Raw genomic sequence first — 15,802 nt, 5'->3', positions numbered from 1 at the left:
CTTTGTAACGGTGAAACCTAATGTCGGTCTGGGGGTTCATCTGACATGTGCAATCCCCAGACAGGCGCCCCCCAATGCCGCGAGACGTCGTGACCGACCAGGATCTCTTTCGCCCACTGATCACCGCGTCCGAGATGTTTCCCGCGCTGGAACGCCTTGTCCTTGGCGCCCGGAGCGAGGTTCTGATGGCATTCCGCATCTTTGACGCCCGCGCCTCCCTGCGCAGCGCCGAAGCGCGCAAGCTGGGGCTGAAGACCTGGGCCGACCTGCTGGCCCATACCGCCGGACGCGGGGTCAAATTGCGCCTGTTGATGGCTGATTTCGACCCGGTCTTCGCCAGTGACCTGCACCGCGCCGCATGGGCCAGCGCGCGTAATTTCGGCCACCGCCTGCCCGACAATGCCGAGATTCTGTGCGCCCTGCACGAATGCAAGTCCGGGGCGCTGTGGCGGCGGATCTTCTGGTCCAAGATCAAGGCCCGGATCGACGAGCTGTCACGCCATGACGGCGCCCACCTGACCCCGCTTCAGCACCAGGCGGTCAAGGGCAAGGTCACGCTGCGCCCGGTCAGCCTGCACCAGAAGTTCGCCGTGGCCGATGGCGATCACGCCATCATCGGCGGCATCGACGTGGATGAACGGCGCTACGACGACGCCGACCACGACCGCCCCGCCAACGAGACCTGGCATGACATCAGCGTCGAGGTCACAGGCGCTGTCGCCCCCGACATCCGCCGCCATTTCGCCGATTGCTGGAACCGCGCCCGGCGTGCGGATGCCGCCAGTTTCGGCGGCAGTCTCACGGGCGTCGATCAGACCGCCCCCCTGCGCCCGGCCTCGGAAAAATGCCTGGATCCGCAGCTGATACGGACCATTTCCTGCCATCCGGGCAGCGCCCTGCGCCTTGGAGCCTCTCCCCAGGTGACAGAGCACGAAGCCGCCCATCTGGACGCAATCGAAGGCGCCGAACGGCTGATCTATATCGAGACGCAGTTCTTTCGCCACGCCCCGATCGCCCGCGCCCTGGCCCGCGCGGCGCAGCGCGCGCCCGAGCTGCAACTGATCCTGGTAATGCCGACGGAGCCTGAACGGGTGATCTTCAACGGCGATGACGGGATCGACGTGCGCCATGCCCAATCGCTGCAATTGCGCTGCCTGGACATCTGCCGCCGCGCCTTCGGCGACCGGATGGCGGTGCTGGCCCCGGCCCAGCCGCGCGCCGCGCCCGATCACACCCCCCTGCCCCTGCAAGGCGCCGAGATCATCTACCTGCATTCCAAGGTGACACTGGTGGACGAGGCGATGGGCATCATCGGTTCGGCGAACCTGAACGGCAGGTCGATGCGATGGGATACGGAGGCTTCGCTGATGTTCCGCGATGCCGCGCAGATCCGCGCGCTGCGGAACCGGCTGACCCGCTACTGGCTGCGCGATCATGCCGATGACGGCGATCCGACCCGCGCGGCCACCTGGCAGCGCATCGCGGCGAATGCCGCCATGCTGTCGCCCGAGAGGCGCAGCACCTTCCTGCTGCCCTGGCCCGAACGCCGCAACCGCCGGTTCGCCCGGTTCCTTCCGATCCTGCCGCCAGAGATGTTCTGACCCGTTCGGCGACCGCGCAATCTGTCAGTCGCGCCGCAGCCGGGCGCGCAGCCGCGCGATCCCGCCGGGCAGCAGCACCGGCGCCAGCGCGAAGCCGGCAACAAATCCGGCCAGGTCGGCGATCCAGGTCTGGCCGACCTGGAACAGCAGGCCGAACACCAGCTGGATCGCCATCAGCATCCCGATCAGCCGAAACGCCGCGACCCGGTTCGCCCCCACCGCGCCCAGGTTGACCCACAGGATATAGGTAAAAGCCCCGATCAGCCCGTAAACCGCCGGAAACGCCCCATAGAGCGGCCGCGGATCGGCCGCCAACAACCCGAAAGCCAGCGCCCCCAGGATGGCAGAGACGAAAAACACCGTCAGCAGCGCCAGGGGGTGCATGATTTCGCCCACGAACTTGCCCAAGGCCAGCACCATGACCCCGGCAAACAGCCCCTGAGTGAGAGATCCATGCACAAACACATAAGAGGCAAAGCGGATCGCCAGCTCGGGCGGGAGGGCCTGGTTGGTCAGGATCCAATCCATCACCGGCACGGCAAAGGCGTAGTCCTGGATCGCCGCCACCCGCCAGCCCACCGCACCCGGCCCTCCGACGATGCCCTGGCCGGCAAGGGTGAACAGCAGCTCGATCCCGATGATGACCAGAAACAGCGCCGTGACCACGGGGGGCAGCGGATTGACCGGGTATTCAGGGGGTTGATGGTCGGGCAGGCTCATCTGGCGCTCCTTGACGGCAATTGCGGGCATGGGTAAGCCAGCGCGAACCGAATTGCCACCCTGCCAGCAGCCGAGGCCCGCCATGCAAGACACGCCCCAGACCCAGTTCACTACCCGCGTGTTTTCCGGCGTCCAGCCGTCCGGCGGCCTGACCCTGGGCAATTACCTGGGCGCGATCCGCCGTTTCGTGGACATGCAGGACGACGGCAACGAGACGCTCTACTGCATGGTGGACCAGCACGCCATCACCGTCTGGCAGGATCCCGCCACGCTGCGCCGCAACACGCGGCAACTGGCGGCGGGCTACCTGGCCGCCGGGCTGGATCCGACACGCTCCATCCTGTTCAACCAAAGCCAGGTTGCCGCCCACGCGCAGCTGGCCTGGGTGTTCAACTGCGTCGCCCGCATGGGCTGGATGCAGCGCATGACCCAGTGGAAGGACAAGGCGGGCAAGAACCAGCAGAACGCATCGCTCGGGCTGCTCGCCTATCCTTCGCTGATGGCCGCCGACATCCTGATCTACCACGCCACCCACGTCCCCGTGGGCGAGGACCAGAAACAGCATATCGAACTGACGCGCGATATCGCGATCAAGTTCAACAACGACTTCGGCGTTGATTTCTTTCCGGCCACCGAACCCGTGATCGAAGGCCCGGCCACCCGCGTCATGTCCCTGCGAGACGGGACGAAGAAGATGTCGAAATCCGATCCTTCGGACATGAGCCGGATCAACCTGACCGACGATGCCGACACCATCGCCCAGAAGATCCGCAAGGCCCGCACCGACCCCGAGGCTCTGCCGTCGGAGGCCAAGGGCCTTGAGGGCCGCGCCGAGGCGCGCAACCTGGTGAACATCTTCGGCGCGCTCAACGAACAGAGCGTGGACCAGGTGCTGGCCGATTTCGGCGGGCGCCAATTCTCCGAGTTCAAGCCTGCGCTGGCGGATCTGGCTGTGGCCAAGCTGGCCCCCATCTCCTCCGAAATGGGTCGCCTGATGGAACAGCCCGAGGAGATCGACGCCATCCTGGCCCAAGGCGCGGAAAAGGCTCGCGCCATCGCCAATCCGATCCTCAAACGCGCCTACGAGATCGTCGGCTTCGTCGGCGCCTGACGTCGATGCGGCGCACGGCTGCGCGGTGGCGCACCAGGTCCCTGCGCGCATCGCCCTACCCGCGGCTCGCGCACAACGCTAGATCAGGGGCATCCCGGTAACGAGGTGCCCCATGACCCAATTCACCCACTCTCCCGTCACGCCCCGGGCCCGGATCGGCCATGTGCATCTGCGGGTCGGCGATCTGGACCGCGCCATAGGCTTCTATTCCGGCGTGCTGGGCTTCGAGCTGCAGCAACGGTTCGGCAGCCAGGCCGCGTTTCTTTCCGCCGGGGGGTATCACCACCATATCGGGCTGAACACCTGGGACAGCCTGGGCGCGGGCCCCGCCCCGCGCGGCCATACCGGGTTGTTCCACACCGCGTTTCTCTATCCCGACCGGGCGTCTCTGGGCGATGCGCTGCGCCGGGTGTGGGACGCCGGGATCACGCTGGACGGCGCGGCCGATCACGGCGTGTCGGAAGCGATCTACCTCGCCGATCCCGACGGCAACGGCGTGGAGCTGTACCGCGACCGGGATCCCCGTGACTGGCCTCGTGACGCGGCGGGCCAACTGGCCATGGTCAACCGCCCCCTGGACCTGAAAGCTTTGCTGGCAGAGGCGCTCCCGCGCGGCTGAGCCGCCCGCATTTTGCCGAACTGACATCGAACTGTCACAAGACCGTCGTAGATCCCACCCATTCTGGGCCTGCCCGCACGGGCTTACCCCCAAGTCATTTTTCAGCACCAGAAACCCCCGGCCGCCGCGCCGGGGGTTTTCGGATTTTCCGATGCCGGACCTTTCCCCGCCGGATGCGATCCCCTATCCATTCGAAACGACAGAGCGGAGGCAAGACGATGGCGACCTGGACCTATTTCGACGGCAGCTGGCACGAGGGCGATATTGCCGTGATGAAAGCCGGCGATCACGGCGCCTGGCTGGGGAGCACGGTGTTCGACGGTGCGCGCATGGTCAACGGGCTGATGCCCGACCTGCGCGCACATTGCGAGCGGGTCAACCGCTCGGCCCGGGCGCTGATGATCACGCCCAGCCAGTCGGTGGAGGCGATGATCGCCCTGATCCGCGACGGGCTGTCCCGGTTCTCGCCCGGCGCGGCGGTATATATCCGGCCCATGTACTGGGCGATCGAGGGTGATGAGACGGTGGTGCAACCGCGCCCCGGCGCCACCGGCTTTGCCATTGCGCTGGAAGAAATCCCCCTGGCCCCCGACACCGCCACCACCACCCTGGGCCGCACCCGGTTCCGCCGCCCGGTGATGGATGACGCGGTGGTCAACGCCAAGGCCGGCTGCCTCTATCCCAACAATGGCCGCATGCTGGCCGAAGTCCGCGCCCGCGGCTTCGGCAATGCGCTGGTGGCCGATGCCCTGGGCAATGTCGCCGAAAGCGCCACGTCCAACGTGTTCATCGTGCGCGACGGCGCGGTGTTCACCCCGATCGCCAACGGCACCTTCCTGGCCGGGATCACCCGCGCGCGCCACATCGCCAACCTGCGCGCCGACGGGGTGGAGGTGCATGAAACGGTGCTGAGCTTCGAGGATGTCGCCAGTGCGGATGAGGTCTTTCTTTCCGGCAACCTGCACAAGGTCACGCCCGTCACCGGGTTCGAGGACCAGACCTTTGCCGTCGGGCCGCTGACGCAACGCGCCCGTGCGCTGTACTGGGATTGGGCCGCGGGCGACATGACCCTGTGATCCCCGGCCTGCCCGCCGCCACCTGGTGGGCGGGCGCCCGGCCACATGACAGCGGCGGACAGCCGCCCCTCGCACCGGGCTGATCCGCACCATTGGCTTCGGCTGCGTCTCTGGCGCCGGGCACGAGACATGCCCCGCCGCAACTTGAGCGGCCTTTGGGCCGCATCAATCCTTGACGATATAGAACGCGCCGAAAAGATGCGTGATCTCTCCCTGTTCGTTACGATGCGCCTTTCCGGTGCCCCGGCATTGCACGATCGTGCCGTCTGGCGCCTCCATCGGTTCCTGGTAGTCGTAGGGCTCGCCGGTGGCGATGGTATGGGCCATGTGATTTTCCACCCGCGCCCGCGCCTCTGGCGGAAAAATCGCCAACGCCCGCTCGACCCGTGGCGGCATATCGGGGTCCACGCCCAGCAGGGCATATAGCGCCGGGCTCCAGAACGGGCGATCGTTGGCGATGTCATAGGAATAGAAGCCGATCCCCTGCTCCTCCTGCAAGTCCAGCATGTGCTGAAAGGCGACCCGTTCGTTTTCCAACGATGAATAATCCCGGATCACCCCGATGAAGGAAATCGGATTGCCCTGCGTGTCGTAGACCGCGCTGGCCAACGTCTCAAGCGTGAAGGTCTCGCCAGTCTTGCGGATCCCGCGCAGGAAGATATGCACCGGCCCGCCGGTTTCCTGCACTTCTTCCAGAAAGGCGCGGGCTTTGGCCCGGTCGTCGGGATGGTAATCTTCCAACCGCTTTTCGACATCGCCGGGCACCTCCCCCAGATCGTAGCCGAAGATCTCGTAGACCTCGTCCGACCAGGTGACATTGCGGCTGGCCAGGTCCAATTCCCAGGTGCCGACCTTGGCGAACCTGCGCATCGTCTTGTTCAGCGCGACAAAGCGGCGCGCGACGTCCTGCACTGGCACGCCCAGAAGAACCAGAGTCAGCCCGGCGACCTCGTCACTGTCCAGGAAGGTCGGCGTGACCCGCAATTCGTAGTGAACCTGCCCGGTGACAAAGGTCATGCGGTTGGGTTCGCGCAGGGTCAGAACCTCGTTGCAGATGTCCAGGATGCGGGGAAACCCCTTGGGCACCGTCATCTGGCTGAGATGACCGAAATGCGAGCCTCTTTCCCGCAGGCCGAACATCGCCCGTGCCCCTTCGGAGGCATTGCGCACCGTCAGGCTGGTATCGACGGTCAGCAGGGGCACCGGTACGGCCTTGAGAACGCCAGTGCTTTCGACATCGGCGCGCTTCAGCTCCTCGGCGTTGACCAGCAGTTCCTCGTTGACGGTGATCAGCTCCTCATTGGTCGACTGCAGCTCCTCGTTGGATGTCTCCAGCTCCTCGTTCGTCGATTGCAGCTCTTCGTTGGAGGATTGCAGCTCCTCGTTCGTCGATTGCAATTCCTCGTTCGAGGTCTGCAATTCCTCCATCGTGATCTGCAACGCCTCGCGGGCATTGGCCAGCTCGCTTTCCAGGTGGCCGGTGTAATCCTCCAGCCCCTCGCCATCGCGCTCCGGCGCGGCGATCTTCTCCTGCGAAGAGGTCTCCACCGCAACCAGAACCAGCGCCTCGGTATCGCCGGCCTCTCCGACGGGAAAGGCGCGCAGGCGTGCGCGGTTGAAATTCTGCCCGGCAAGCGTGTGCCAGGTGCCATCGCGCACTGTCTGGTGGGTCAGGCACAATGGGATCATGCTGGCCGCGTCCAAGTCCAGCGGATGTTTCAGCATCGAGGTGGTCAGCCGCCCGCGCACCGCGTCGGTCATGGAGGAAAATTCCGTCAGATCGCCGAAAATGCGCACGATATCGCGCCGCTTGTTGGTCAGAAAACCGATCGGCGCCACCGCGGCGGCCAAGGCCTCGAAATTCTGGCGGCCCTCGCGATCCTCCGTGTTCAGGCGGTCCTTGCCGGTCCAGCTGTCAGAGGCGCGATGCGTGCCGCCCCAATGCGCCGCGGCCGAGGCCGAAGAGCCGCCATAGGAGGCTTGGTCGCGCTTCACGAATACCTTCGCCCGGTCCGTCACCGGGTCGAAAAAGGGTTCCACCGCACCCAGGGTTTCCGAAGTTCCCAGGAAAATCAGCCCCTTCTTGCGCAGGGCATATTGCAATTTGATCAACACCCGCTCCTGAAGGCGGGAATTGAAATAAATCAGGGTGTTGCGGAACGAAATCAGGTCAATATTGGTAAAGGGCGGATCCTGGAACACGTTATGCTTGGAAAACAGGACCAGCCGCCGAATATCGGGGATCACGGTGATCGAACTGTCCCGCACCACGAAGTAACGCGACAGCAGGTCCGGCGGGATGTCCACCTGCGCAGCAGCCGGGTATTGCCCGGCCCGCCCCCGCGCCAGCGCCGCCTCGTCGATATCGGTGGCAAAGACCTGGATGCGGTTGTCGGTCAGAGCCTTGGGGCCACCCATCGCCTCGACCAGCAGGATGGTGAGGGAATAGACTTCCTCCCCTGTGGCACAGCCGGCGATCCAGACGCGGATCGGACTTTCACCCCGGTGGGCAACCAACTTGCGGATTTCGACCTTGAGGACTTCGAATTGTTCGGGGTCGCGGAAGAACCGCGTGACAGAGATCAGAAGATCGCGAAACAGCGCGTCGGCTTCCTGTGGGCTTTCGCGGCAGAGCGCGACGTATTCATCATAGCTTTTGGAGCCCAGCGCCACCATGCGTCGGTTGATCCGACGGCTGATCGTGGTGTCGCGGTAATCGCGGAAATTGACCTGTGTCCGGGCCAGCAGGATCAGGAACAGGTCGCTGAATTCGCTGGCGCTTTCCATCGTGTCGCGCAGCCCGTCCAGATTGCGCGGACGGGCCAGGATGGTTTCCAGATGCTCCCCGATCTGGCGGGGGGTCAGGATCAGGTCGACGCAGCCCGTTTCCATCGCCGAGGAGGGCATGGAATCATAGCGGCAGGTCTGCGGATCCTGCGCGATGGTAATTCCCCCGGCCTCCCGGATGTCCTGCACGCCATAGGATCCGTCGCTGCCGGTGCCCGACAGGACGATACCAACGCCATTCTCTCCCGCGAATTTTGCGATGGAGGAAAACAGCCGATCCGCCAGCGGCTTGGGCTGGGCGGGATGGCCGCGCGGCGGTTCCGACGAGACGACGCCGTCATTCACCACGATATCCTTGCCCGCGACGGGGACGTAGATGGTGTTCGGCTGCAGCACCAGCCGTTCGGGCACCTCCCGAACACTCAGGCGGGTTTCGCGGGCCAGAAGTGTGGAAAGCAGGCTTTCGTGTTTCGGCGACATGTGCTGCGCCAGGATATAGGCGCAGTTCAGGTTCAGCGGCAGGCTTTGCGCCAGCAGGGACATCGACTCCAGCCCGCCGGCCGAAGCGGCGATCCCCACGACCACCATTTGTTCGGCTTCGACATTCATGTTGCCCACACCCCCTTTGTCTTCCGCCGCGGCGGAATCGCCCGTGCCACCATATTCGCCTGATTTTCTTTACGGTGTGTTAACTATTCCCTCATATCTGAGGTTCGCGACAGAAAATTCGGGGAAGCGCAGGACGCACGGCCCTGAGCGACCCGCCGGATCGGCAGGCGGCTAGCGGGCACGGGCGGGCGGATCCTGTTCCGGGTCGGAATGGATGCGCACCAGGCGGGTCAGATCGCTCAGCCGCTCCTGCTGGCGGCCGAGAGCGTCGAAATTGGACGGGGCCAGCCAGGCGCCGAAAGCTTCCTTCAGGGCCGGCCACTCCTTGTCGATGGCGGCAAACCAGGCGGTGTCGCGGTTGCGCCCCTTGACCACTGCCGCCTGCCGGAACACGCCTTCGTAGCTGAGGCCCAGCCGCTGCGCCGCCCGGCGCGACGGGGCGTTCAACGCGTCGCATTTCCATTCGAACCGGCGGTACCCGGCCTCGAACGCCCATTGCATCATCAGAAAGATCGCCTCTGTCGCGGCGCGGCTGCGCTGCATCTCGGGGGCCATGTTGATATGGCCAACCTCGATCGACCCGGCCTCCGGCGCGATCCGAAGGTAGGACGCGACACCACCCCAATGCCCGGTCTCCGAATTGCGGATGGCATAAAACGCCGGGTCCGGCTGCCCCTCCATCTGGCGCATCCAGCGGTGATATTGCGCGGCACTCGCGAAGGGGCCGTAGGGCAGGTAATCCCACACCCAATCCGCCCCTTCATAGGCCCGAAACAGCCGCGCGGCGTGAGATTCGGCGCGCATCGGCTCAAGCCGGGCGTACCGCCCCTCAAGGATGGCATCCGTGGGGCGCGGCGGCACCTGCCAGGTGCCGACACTGTCTCCGATCGGTCGCGCTTCGCCCATCTGTTCGCCTCGCTCGCTTGTCCATACATCGAAAAGGTTAAGCAATGATCCGCCGATGTGAAAGCGCCTTTGCCCCGCTTGCCGGAACGGGGCAGGATTGGTAAGAAAACCTGACCAACCGCAAAGAGGCCGCCCATGCCCCCGATCACCTGTATCGACGATCTCAAACGTCTGCACCGGCGCCGCACGCCCAGGATGTTCTACGATTATTGCGAAAGCGGCTCCTGGACCGAGCAGACCTTTCGCGAGAACACCTCGGATTTTCAGGACATCCGCCTGCGGCAGCGCGTTGCTGTCAACATGGAGAACCGGAGCCTGGCCAGCCGGATGATCGACCAGCCCGTCGCGATGCCCGTGGCCCTTGCCCCCGTCGGGTTGACCGGGATGCAACGCGCCGATGGCGAGATCAAGGCCGCCCGCGCGGCGGAGGCGTTCGGCGTGCCCTTCACGCTGTCCACCATGTCCGTCTGCTCCATCGAGGATGTCGCCGAGCGCACGCGCAAACCCTTCTGGTTCCAGCTATATACCATGCGCGACGAGGATTTCCTGCGCCGCCTGATCCAGCGGGCCAAGGACGCGAAATGCTCCGCCCTGGTGATCACGCTGGACCTTCAGATCCTGGGCCAGCGGCACAAGGATCTGAAAAACGGGCTGTCCACCCCGCCGAAACTGACCCCCGCGGTGATCGCCGATCTGATGACCAAGTGGCGGTGGGGGATCGAGATGCTGCAAACTCCGCGCCGCCAGTTCGGCAATATCGTCGGCCATGTCCAGGGGATCAGCGACACCTCCAGCCTCGGCAAATGGACGGTGGAACAATTCGACCCCCGGCTTGACTGGACCAAGATCGCGAAGATCAAGGAGATGTGGGGCGGCCCGGTGATCCTGAAAGGCATCCTGGATCCGGAGGATGCGGTAATGGCGGCCAAGGTTGGCGCCGATGCCATCGTGGTGTCGAACCACGGCGGGCGGCAGCAGGATGGGGCGATTTCCTCCATCCGGGCGCTGGACCCGATCCTGCAAGCGGTGGGCGACCGGATCGAAGTGCATTTCGACGGCGGCATCCGGTCCGGCCAGGACGTGCTGAAGGCCGTGGCGATGGGCGCGCGCGGCACCTATATCGGCCGCGCCTTCGTGCATGGGCTGGGCGCCAATGGCGAGGACGGCGTGCGCAGCGCGCTGGAGGTCATCCGCAACGAGTTGGATATCGCCATGGCGCTGACCGGCAAGCGCGACATCGCAGCGGTCGATCGCGACTGCATCCTGGTGCCGGAGGGCTTCTCCGGCCGCTGGCAGGCCTGACCCCCGCCCCTTGCCAAGCGCGCCGCGCCGTGGAACGCTGCGCAACGGGAGCGAGGCAGGCCGGGGAGGCATTTGAAATGGCAGACGAAAATCCGATCCTCTGGACCCCGTCCAAGGACCGCGCAGAGGCCAGCACCATGGCCGAATTCCAGCGCTGGCTGCGGGCGGAGCGGGGGCTGGACTTCGCCGATTACGACGCGTTGTGGCATTGGTCGGTGACCGATCTGGCCGGGTTCTGGACCGCGCTGATCGAGTTTCGCGACCTGCCCGTCACCGGCTGGCGCGAGGTTCTGCCCGAGGCCCGGATGCCCGGCGCCGACTGGTTTCCCGGCGCCACCACCAATTTCGCCCTGCCCATCCTGCGCCACGCCGCCGCGCATCCCGATGACACCGCGCTGATCCTGTGGTCGGAGACCTTTGGCCGCCAGCGCCTTGGTTGGGGGGAATTGGCCGACCGGGTCGGCGCGGTGCAGGCGGCGCTGAAGGCGCGTGGTGTGACACGGGGCGACCGGGTGGTGGCCATCCTTCCCAACACGCCCGAGGCGCTGATCGCCATGCTGGCCTGTGTCAGCCTGGGGGCGATCTGGTCGATCTGCTCCCCCGACATGGGGCATGTGGCGATCCTGGACCGGTTCCGCCAGATCGCGCCAAAGGTGCTGATCGCGCAACATGCCTATGTCCACGGCGGCAAACGTCACGACCGCACCGCCCTGATCGAGGACATCGCCAACGCCCTGCCCGGGCTGGAGCAGCGGATCGGCGTGGCCACCGGCACCCCTCTGCCCGCGGGATGGACCGACTGGGCGACGCTGATCGCCCGACCACAGCCGCCGGAACCCGAGATGCTGCCGTTCTCGCATCCGGTCTGGGTGGTCTATTCCTCCGGCACCACGGGCAATCCCAAACCCATCGTGCATGGTCATGGCGGCATTCTGCTGGAGGGGGCGAAACAGGCGATCCACATGGACCTGACGGCAACGGATCGGTTCTGCTGGATGACCTCATCGGGATGGATCATGTGGAACGGGCAGTGGACCGCGCTGGCGCAGGGCGCCACGGTCGCGCTGTTCGACGGCGCCCCGAACCATCCCGACCTGCTGGAGCTGTGGCGCATGGTGGCCGAGGAACGGCTGACCTATTTCGGCGCGGGCGCCGCATTCTACATGGGCTGCGAGAAGGCCGGTGTGCGGCCGGGGGCCACGCTGGACCTGTCGGCGCTGCGCTCTCTCGGCTCCACCGGATCGCCGCTGTCGCCCGAAGGCTATGACTGGATCTACGGCGAGGTGAAATCCGACGTCTGGCTGGCGCCCATTTCCGGCGGGACGGACCTGGCAGGGGCCTTTGTCCTGGGCAATCCGATGATGCCGGTGCGCGCGGGCGAAATGCAATGTCGCGCCCTGGGCAATGCCGTGCGGGCCTATGATCCTGACGGGCGGGAGGTCATCGGCGAGGTCGGCGAACTGGTCTGCACCGAACCCCTTCCCGCCATGCCGCTGTACCTGTGGGGGGACGACGACGGATCACGCCTGCACGAAAGCTATTTCGACACCTATCCCGGCATCTGGCGCCACGGCGACTGGATCGAATTCACCGCTACCGGCGGGTCGATCATCTATGGCCGATCCGATGCCACGATCAACCGGCGCGGGCTGCGCCTTGGCTCCTCCGAGATCTACCGCGCGGTGGAGGGGCTGGACGAGGTTCTGGACAGTCTGGTCGTCGACCTGGAATTCCTGGGCCGCGACAGTTTCATGGCGCTGTTTGTCGTGCTGCGCGAGGGGGGCACGCTGGACGAGGCGATGCGCGACCGGATCGGGGGCGCGATCCGGGCCTCCGTCTCCGCCCGGTTCCTGCCCGATGACATCGTGCAGATGGCCGAGGTTCCACGCACCCTGTCGGGCAAGAAACTGGAAGTGCCGGTGAAGAAATTGTTGCTGGGTGGCGATCCCGAAAAAGTGGTGAATCGCGACAGCATGGCCAACCCCGCCAGTTTCGACGCCTACATGGATTACGCCCGCGAACGTCAGGCCGCCCTGGCCTGACGCGGCATGGCGCGGCGCCTGCCAGCCGTGCGCCGTCAGTGCTGCGCCGGCTGCACCGTAGCCAGGGCCAGGCCGTCGACCACGGCGGTAAAGGCCTCGGACCGGCTGATGCGGGCGGCGGGACAGGCGGCGCGGGCCTCTTCCTCCACCATCCTCATCAGGCTGGAGCCGCCGACCAGAACGACGTGATTTACCGCATCGGGCGCGGTGCCGGTGGCAAACAGCGTCTCCAGCAGGGCATGGCGCAGCGTCTCGCGGTAGCCTGCCAGCGCGTCGTTCACCCCGCCCAGGCTGAGCGGAACGGACAGCCCGCGCACGATCATCGACATGTCCACCGCCGCATCCCGCGCCGCGCCGTTGGCCGCGATCTTGCCGCGTTCCACCGCAAAAGCCAGGTCATGGCCCAGCTGATCGCGGATGACCTCGACCAGGCGGGCCATCTTCTCCGGCTCCAGCGCATGGGCGGCCAGATCTTCGGCCATCCGTTCCGTCTCGCGGGTGTAGAGGAATGGAATCATCGCCCAGCTGGCCAGGTCATTGTAGATCGGGCGCGGCACCGGCAGCAGCCCCTCGCCCAGCACACGGCGCAGCTGCCCGCCCAGCCCCAGCTGGGGCATGGCAAAGGCGAGGGAAACGGCCCGGTCGAAATCCGTGCCGCCCAGCCGCACACCATGGCTGCCCACCACGTCGATCCCCGTGTCATGGCGCCGGAACAGCGTGAAATCCGACGTCCCGCCGCCGATATCGACGATCAGCCCCGTCTCTCCGGCGGTGCCGGTACTGGCCAGGGCGGCGGCCTCCGGTTCGGCCAGGAACGCCACGTCGGTAAAGCCGGCGGCGTGGTAGCACCCTTCCAGATCCGCCTGCGCGACGGCGTCGCGGGCGGCATCGGCGGCGGCGGAATGAAACCGGACCGGCCGTCCCGACAAGACAGAGGTATAGCGCCTGCCCGTCTCCGCCTCCGCCCGGGCGCGCAGCGCGGCGAGGAAAGCGGTGACGATCTCGGCCAGGGTACGCCGCCGCCCGCCAAGGGGGCGTTTTTCGTGAAACAGCGGCGTGCCCAGCACCGATTTCAGCGCCCGCATGTAGCGCCCTTCGTCACCCGCGATCAGGGCGCGCGCGGCGGCCTGACCGATCTGCATCGCGCCGCCATCCGCTGGAAAGAACACGGCGGTGGGCAGGGTTTCGGCGCCTGCCTCGATCGGCAGACGCTGCGGACGGCCATCCACCAGAACGGCGGCGGCGGAATTGGAGGTTCCGAAATCGACGGCAAGGCGGGGGGCGGGCATCGGGCGGTCCTGGCTCGGGGCAAAGGCCTGCCCTTACGCTGCGAGACGGCGCACCGCAAGGGTCCGGCACGGCGCGGCGACGAAACCGCTTTGCTTTCCGCAGGAATCCGTGTAACCGCACGAGCCTTAACGCGGGCATACAGCCTTGGAGGATGCCCGCCCCAACCTTGGAGATATATTATGGCTGGAGAAATTCCTGATCTCGTGGCCGAGGAACGCGCGGGGACCGGCAAGGGCGCCGCTCGCGCAGCACGTCGTGCTGGCATGGTTCCCGGTGTTGTCTATGGCGGCGGTGTCGACCCCCTGTCCATTCAACTGCCCTTCAACGACCTGCTGACCCGCCTGCGCAAGGGCCGGTTCATGGCGACCCTCTACAACCTGAAGGTCGAAGGTCACGAAGATGTCCGCGTGATCTGCCGTGGCATTCAGCGCGACGTGGTCAAGGATCTGCCGACCCATATCGACCTGATGCGCCTGCGCCGCACGTCCAAGGTGAACCTGCACATTCCCGTGGAGTTCATCAACGAAGCGGCCGCCCCCGGCCTGAAGCGTGGCGGCGTCCTGACCGTCGTGCGTCCCGACGTCGAACTGGTCGTCACGGCCGGTGACATCCCGGAGAAGATCGTCGTCGATCTGACCGGGCTGGAGATCGGCGACACGCTGACGATCTCTTCCGTCACCCTGCCCGAAGGCACCAAGCCGACGATCGACCGCGATTTCGTGATCGCCAACGTGCAGGCCCCGTCCGGCCTGGCCTCGCAAACCGACGATGACGAACCGGCAGAGACCGAAGTCACCGAGCAGAAGGCCGACACAGCCGAGTGATCCCGGCCCGCCGCATCGCGGCGGCCTGCTGCACCATCCGAACCCGCCGGACCCTGCGCCGGCGGGTTTCTTCATGCCCATTGACCGCCGTGCCCCGCGCGCCCTATCGCTGTCACTGGACCCGCACCGCGCGGCCACGTACAAGACCATATCGCCAACAGGGAGGCTGTCATGCAGCTTTTCGTGGGGCTGGGAAATCCCGGTCCGAAATACGCGCAGAACCGTCATAATATCGGGTTCATGGCACTGGATCGCATCGCCGAAGATCACGGCTTCGGCCCGTGGAAGTCCAAGTTCCAGGGAGAGATCAGCGAGGGGCGCCTGGGCGGGCTGCGGGTCATCCTGCTGAAGCCCGCGACCTTCATGAACCTGTCCGGCCAATCGGTGGGAGAGGCCATGCGCTTCTTCAAGCTGGAGCCGGAGGACGTGACCGTCTTTCACGATGAACTCGACCTGGCGCCGGGCAAGTGCAAGGTAAAGTGGAATGGCGGCCATGCCGGGCACAACGGCCTGCGCTCGATCCATCAGCATATCGGCACGGAATATCACCGCGTCCGGCTGGGCATCGGCCACCCCGGCCACAAGGACAGGGTGGCGGGCTATGTCCTGTCGGATTTCGCCAAGGCCGATCAGGTCTGGCTGGACGACCTGTTGCGCGGCATTGGCGACGGTGCGGATGCGCTGGCAGCCGGGGAAAACGCGAACTTTCTGAACGCCGTGGGTCTGCGGGTCAACCCGCCCCGGTCCTCCACCGGGACGGCGCGCCCGGCGACGGATCCGAAGCCTGCCGCCGCCCCCGCGCCGGCGGAGGACGCCCGGTCCCCCCTTGAAAAATTGCGCGACCGGTTCCGCGGCTGACCGGCAGCGCGGCGACCGCCCCCGAACACCCACGCCGGAGCAGCCCCCTGCCCCGGC

At 66.0% G+C, this 15,802-nt stretch carries 12 protein-coding genes; 8 read left to right on the top strand and 4 right to left on the bottom strand.

The genetic code is table 11. The features are described from left to right. Positions 1-74 precede the first annotated feature (74 nt). Positions 75-1,601, top strand: coding sequence for a phospholipase D family protein (locus G5A46_RS08865; protein ID WP_163849056.1), 1,527 nt, complete (start codon positions 75-77; stop codon positions 1,599-1,601). A 24-nt stretch (positions 1,602-1,625) separates the two neighbouring features. Here the strand turns inward: G5A46_RS08865 and G5A46_RS08860 are convergent, their stop codons facing one another. Next, the gene (locus G5A46_RS08860) at positions 1,626-2,321 is read right to left on the bottom strand and encodes a rhomboid family intramembrane serine protease (RefSeq protein ID WP_163849055.1); all 696 of its coding nucleotides are present in this window, start codon (positions 2,319-2,321) and stop codon (positions 1,626-1,628) included. A gap of 82 nt (positions 2,322-2,403) precedes the next feature. Here G5A46_RS08860 and trpS point away from each other — a divergent pair, with 82 nt between their 5' ends. The 3 genes from trpS (at position 2,404) to G5A46_RS08845 (ending at position 5,127) form a co-directional block, all read left to right on the top strand. Next, complete coding sequence (gene trpS / locus G5A46_RS08855) at positions 2,404-3,432, top strand: tryptophan--tRNA ligase (RefSeq protein ID WP_163849054.1); 1,029 nt, start codon at positions 2,404-2,406, stop codon at positions 3,430-3,432. Positions 3,433-3,544: 112 nt separating this feature from the next. Further along, positions 3,545-4,051: a VOC family protein gene (locus tag G5A46_RS08850; RefSeq protein WP_163849053.1), complete on the top strand. Its 507-nt coding sequence runs from the start codon at positions 3,545-3,547 to the stop codon at positions 4,049-4,051. 218 nt (positions 4,052-4,269) lie between these two features. Further along, complete coding sequence (locus G5A46_RS08845; RefSeq protein WP_163849052.1) at positions 4,270-5,127, top strand: branched-chain amino acid aminotransferase; 858 nt, start codon at positions 4,270-4,272, stop codon at positions 5,125-5,127. 165 nt (positions 5,128-5,292) lie between these two features. Here G5A46_RS08845 and G5A46_RS08840 read toward each other — a convergent pair whose 3' ends face one another. Beyond that, a complete protein-coding gene (locus tag G5A46_RS08840; protein WP_163849051.1) occupies positions 5,293-8,523 on the bottom strand; it encodes a chemotaxis protein CheB in 3,231 nt (1,076 codons plus the stop codon). A 171-nt stretch (positions 8,524-8,694) separates the two neighbouring features. Continuing rightward, positions 8,695-9,429: a GNAT family N-acetyltransferase gene (locus tag G5A46_RS08835; RefSeq protein ID WP_163849050.1), complete on the bottom strand. Its 735-nt coding sequence runs from the start codon at positions 9,427-9,429 to the stop codon at positions 8,695-8,697. Between the two features lie 135 nt (positions 9,430-9,564). Between G5A46_RS08835 and G5A46_RS08830 the strand changes: the two genes are divergently transcribed. Together G5A46_RS08830 and G5A46_RS08825 are read left to right on the top strand one after the other, a co-directional pair. After that, positions 9,565-10,731, top strand: a complete 1,167-nt coding sequence (locus tag G5A46_RS08830; protein WP_163849049.1) for an alpha-hydroxy acid oxidase — start codon at positions 9,565-9,567, stop codon at positions 10,729-10,731. A 77-nt stretch (positions 10,732-10,808) separates the two neighbouring features. Next, on the top strand, positions 10,809-12,773 hold the full coding sequence (locus G5A46_RS08825; RefSeq protein WP_163849048.1) for an acetoacetate--CoA ligase: 1,965 nt from the start codon (positions 10,809-10,811) through the stop codon (positions 12,771-12,773). Between the two features lie 35 nt (positions 12,774-12,808). On the opposite strand, the gene G5A46_RS08820 is transcribed toward G5A46_RS08825, so the two are convergent. Continuing rightward, entirely contained in the window at positions 12,809-14,062 is a 1,254-nt protein-coding gene (locus tag G5A46_RS08820) for an Hsp70 family protein (RefSeq protein ID WP_163849047.1), read from the bottom strand. A 180-nt stretch (positions 14,063-14,242) separates the two neighbouring features. On the opposite strand from G5A46_RS08820, the gene G5A46_RS08815 reads away from it, so the two are divergent. Together G5A46_RS08815 and pth are read left to right on the top strand one after the other, a co-directional pair. Next, entirely contained in the window at positions 14,243-14,887 is a 645-nt protein-coding gene (locus G5A46_RS08815; RefSeq protein WP_163849046.1) for a 50S ribosomal protein L25/general stress protein Ctc, read from the top strand. Between the two features lie 171 nt (positions 14,888-15,058). Beyond that, the gene (gene pth / locus G5A46_RS08810) at positions 15,059-15,745 is read left to right on the top strand and encodes an aminoacyl-tRNA hydrolase (RefSeq protein WP_163849045.1); all 687 of its coding nucleotides are present in this window, start codon (positions 15,059-15,061) and stop codon (positions 15,743-15,745) included. The last annotated feature ends 57 nt before the right edge of the window (positions 15,746-15,802 follow it).

This window comes from Pseudooceanicola aestuarii (assembly GCF_010614805.1).
Taxonomy (GTDB): domain Bacteria; phylum Pseudomonadota; class Alphaproteobacteria; order Rhodobacterales; family Rhodobacteraceae; genus Pseudooceanicola; species Pseudooceanicola aestuarii.
This window is presented reverse-complemented; position numbering and strand designations above follow the sequence as displayed.

What these genes read in the sequence shown, in the direction of transcription:
- G5A46_RS08820 (WP_163849047.1), bottom strand. Translation starts at nt 14,062, where the DNA reads ATGCCCGCCCCCCGCCTTGCCGTCGATTTCGGAACCTCCAATTCCGCC.
- G5A46_RS08835 (WP_163849050.1), bottom strand. Translation starts at nt 9,429, where the DNA reads ATGGGCGAAGCGCGACCGATCGGAGACAGTGTCGGCACCTGGCAGGTG.
- pth (WP_163849045.1), top strand. Translation starts at nt 15,059, where the DNA reads ATGCAGCTTTTCGTGGGGCTGGGAAATCCCGGTCCGAAATACGCGCAG.
- trpS (WP_163849054.1), top strand. Translation starts at nt 2,404, where the DNA reads ATGCAAGACACGCCCCAGACCCAGTTCACTACCCGCGTGTTTTCCGGC.
- G5A46_RS08850 (WP_163849053.1), top strand. Translation starts at nt 3,545, where the DNA reads ATGACCCAATTCACCCACTCTCCCGTCACGCCCCGGGCCCGGATCGGC.
- G5A46_RS08860 (WP_163849055.1), bottom strand. Translation starts at nt 2,321, where the DNA reads ATGAGCCTGCCCGACCATCAACCCCCTGAATACCCGGTCAATCCGCTG.
- G5A46_RS08840 (WP_163849051.1), bottom strand. Translation starts at nt 8,523, where the DNA reads ATGAATGTCGAAGCCGAACAAATGGTGGTCGTGGGGATCGCCGCTTCG.
- G5A46_RS08865 (WP_163849056.1), top strand. Translation starts at nt 75, where the DNA reads ATGCCGCGAGACGTCGTGACCGACCAGGATCTCTTTCGCCCACTGATC.
- G5A46_RS08830 (WP_163849049.1), top strand. Translation starts at nt 9,565, where the DNA reads ATGCCCCCGATCACCTGTATCGACGATCTCAAACGTCTGCACCGGCGC.
- G5A46_RS08825 (WP_163849048.1), top strand. Translation starts at nt 10,809, where the DNA reads ATGGCAGACGAAAATCCGATCCTCTGGACCCCGTCCAAGGACCGCGCA.
- G5A46_RS08845 (WP_163849052.1), top strand. Translation starts at nt 4,270, where the DNA reads ATGGCGACCTGGACCTATTTCGACGGCAGCTGGCACGAGGGCGATATT.
- G5A46_RS08815 (WP_163849046.1), top strand. Translation starts at nt 14,243, where the DNA reads ATGGCTGGAGAAATTCCTGATCTCGTGGCCGAGGAACGCGCGGGGACC.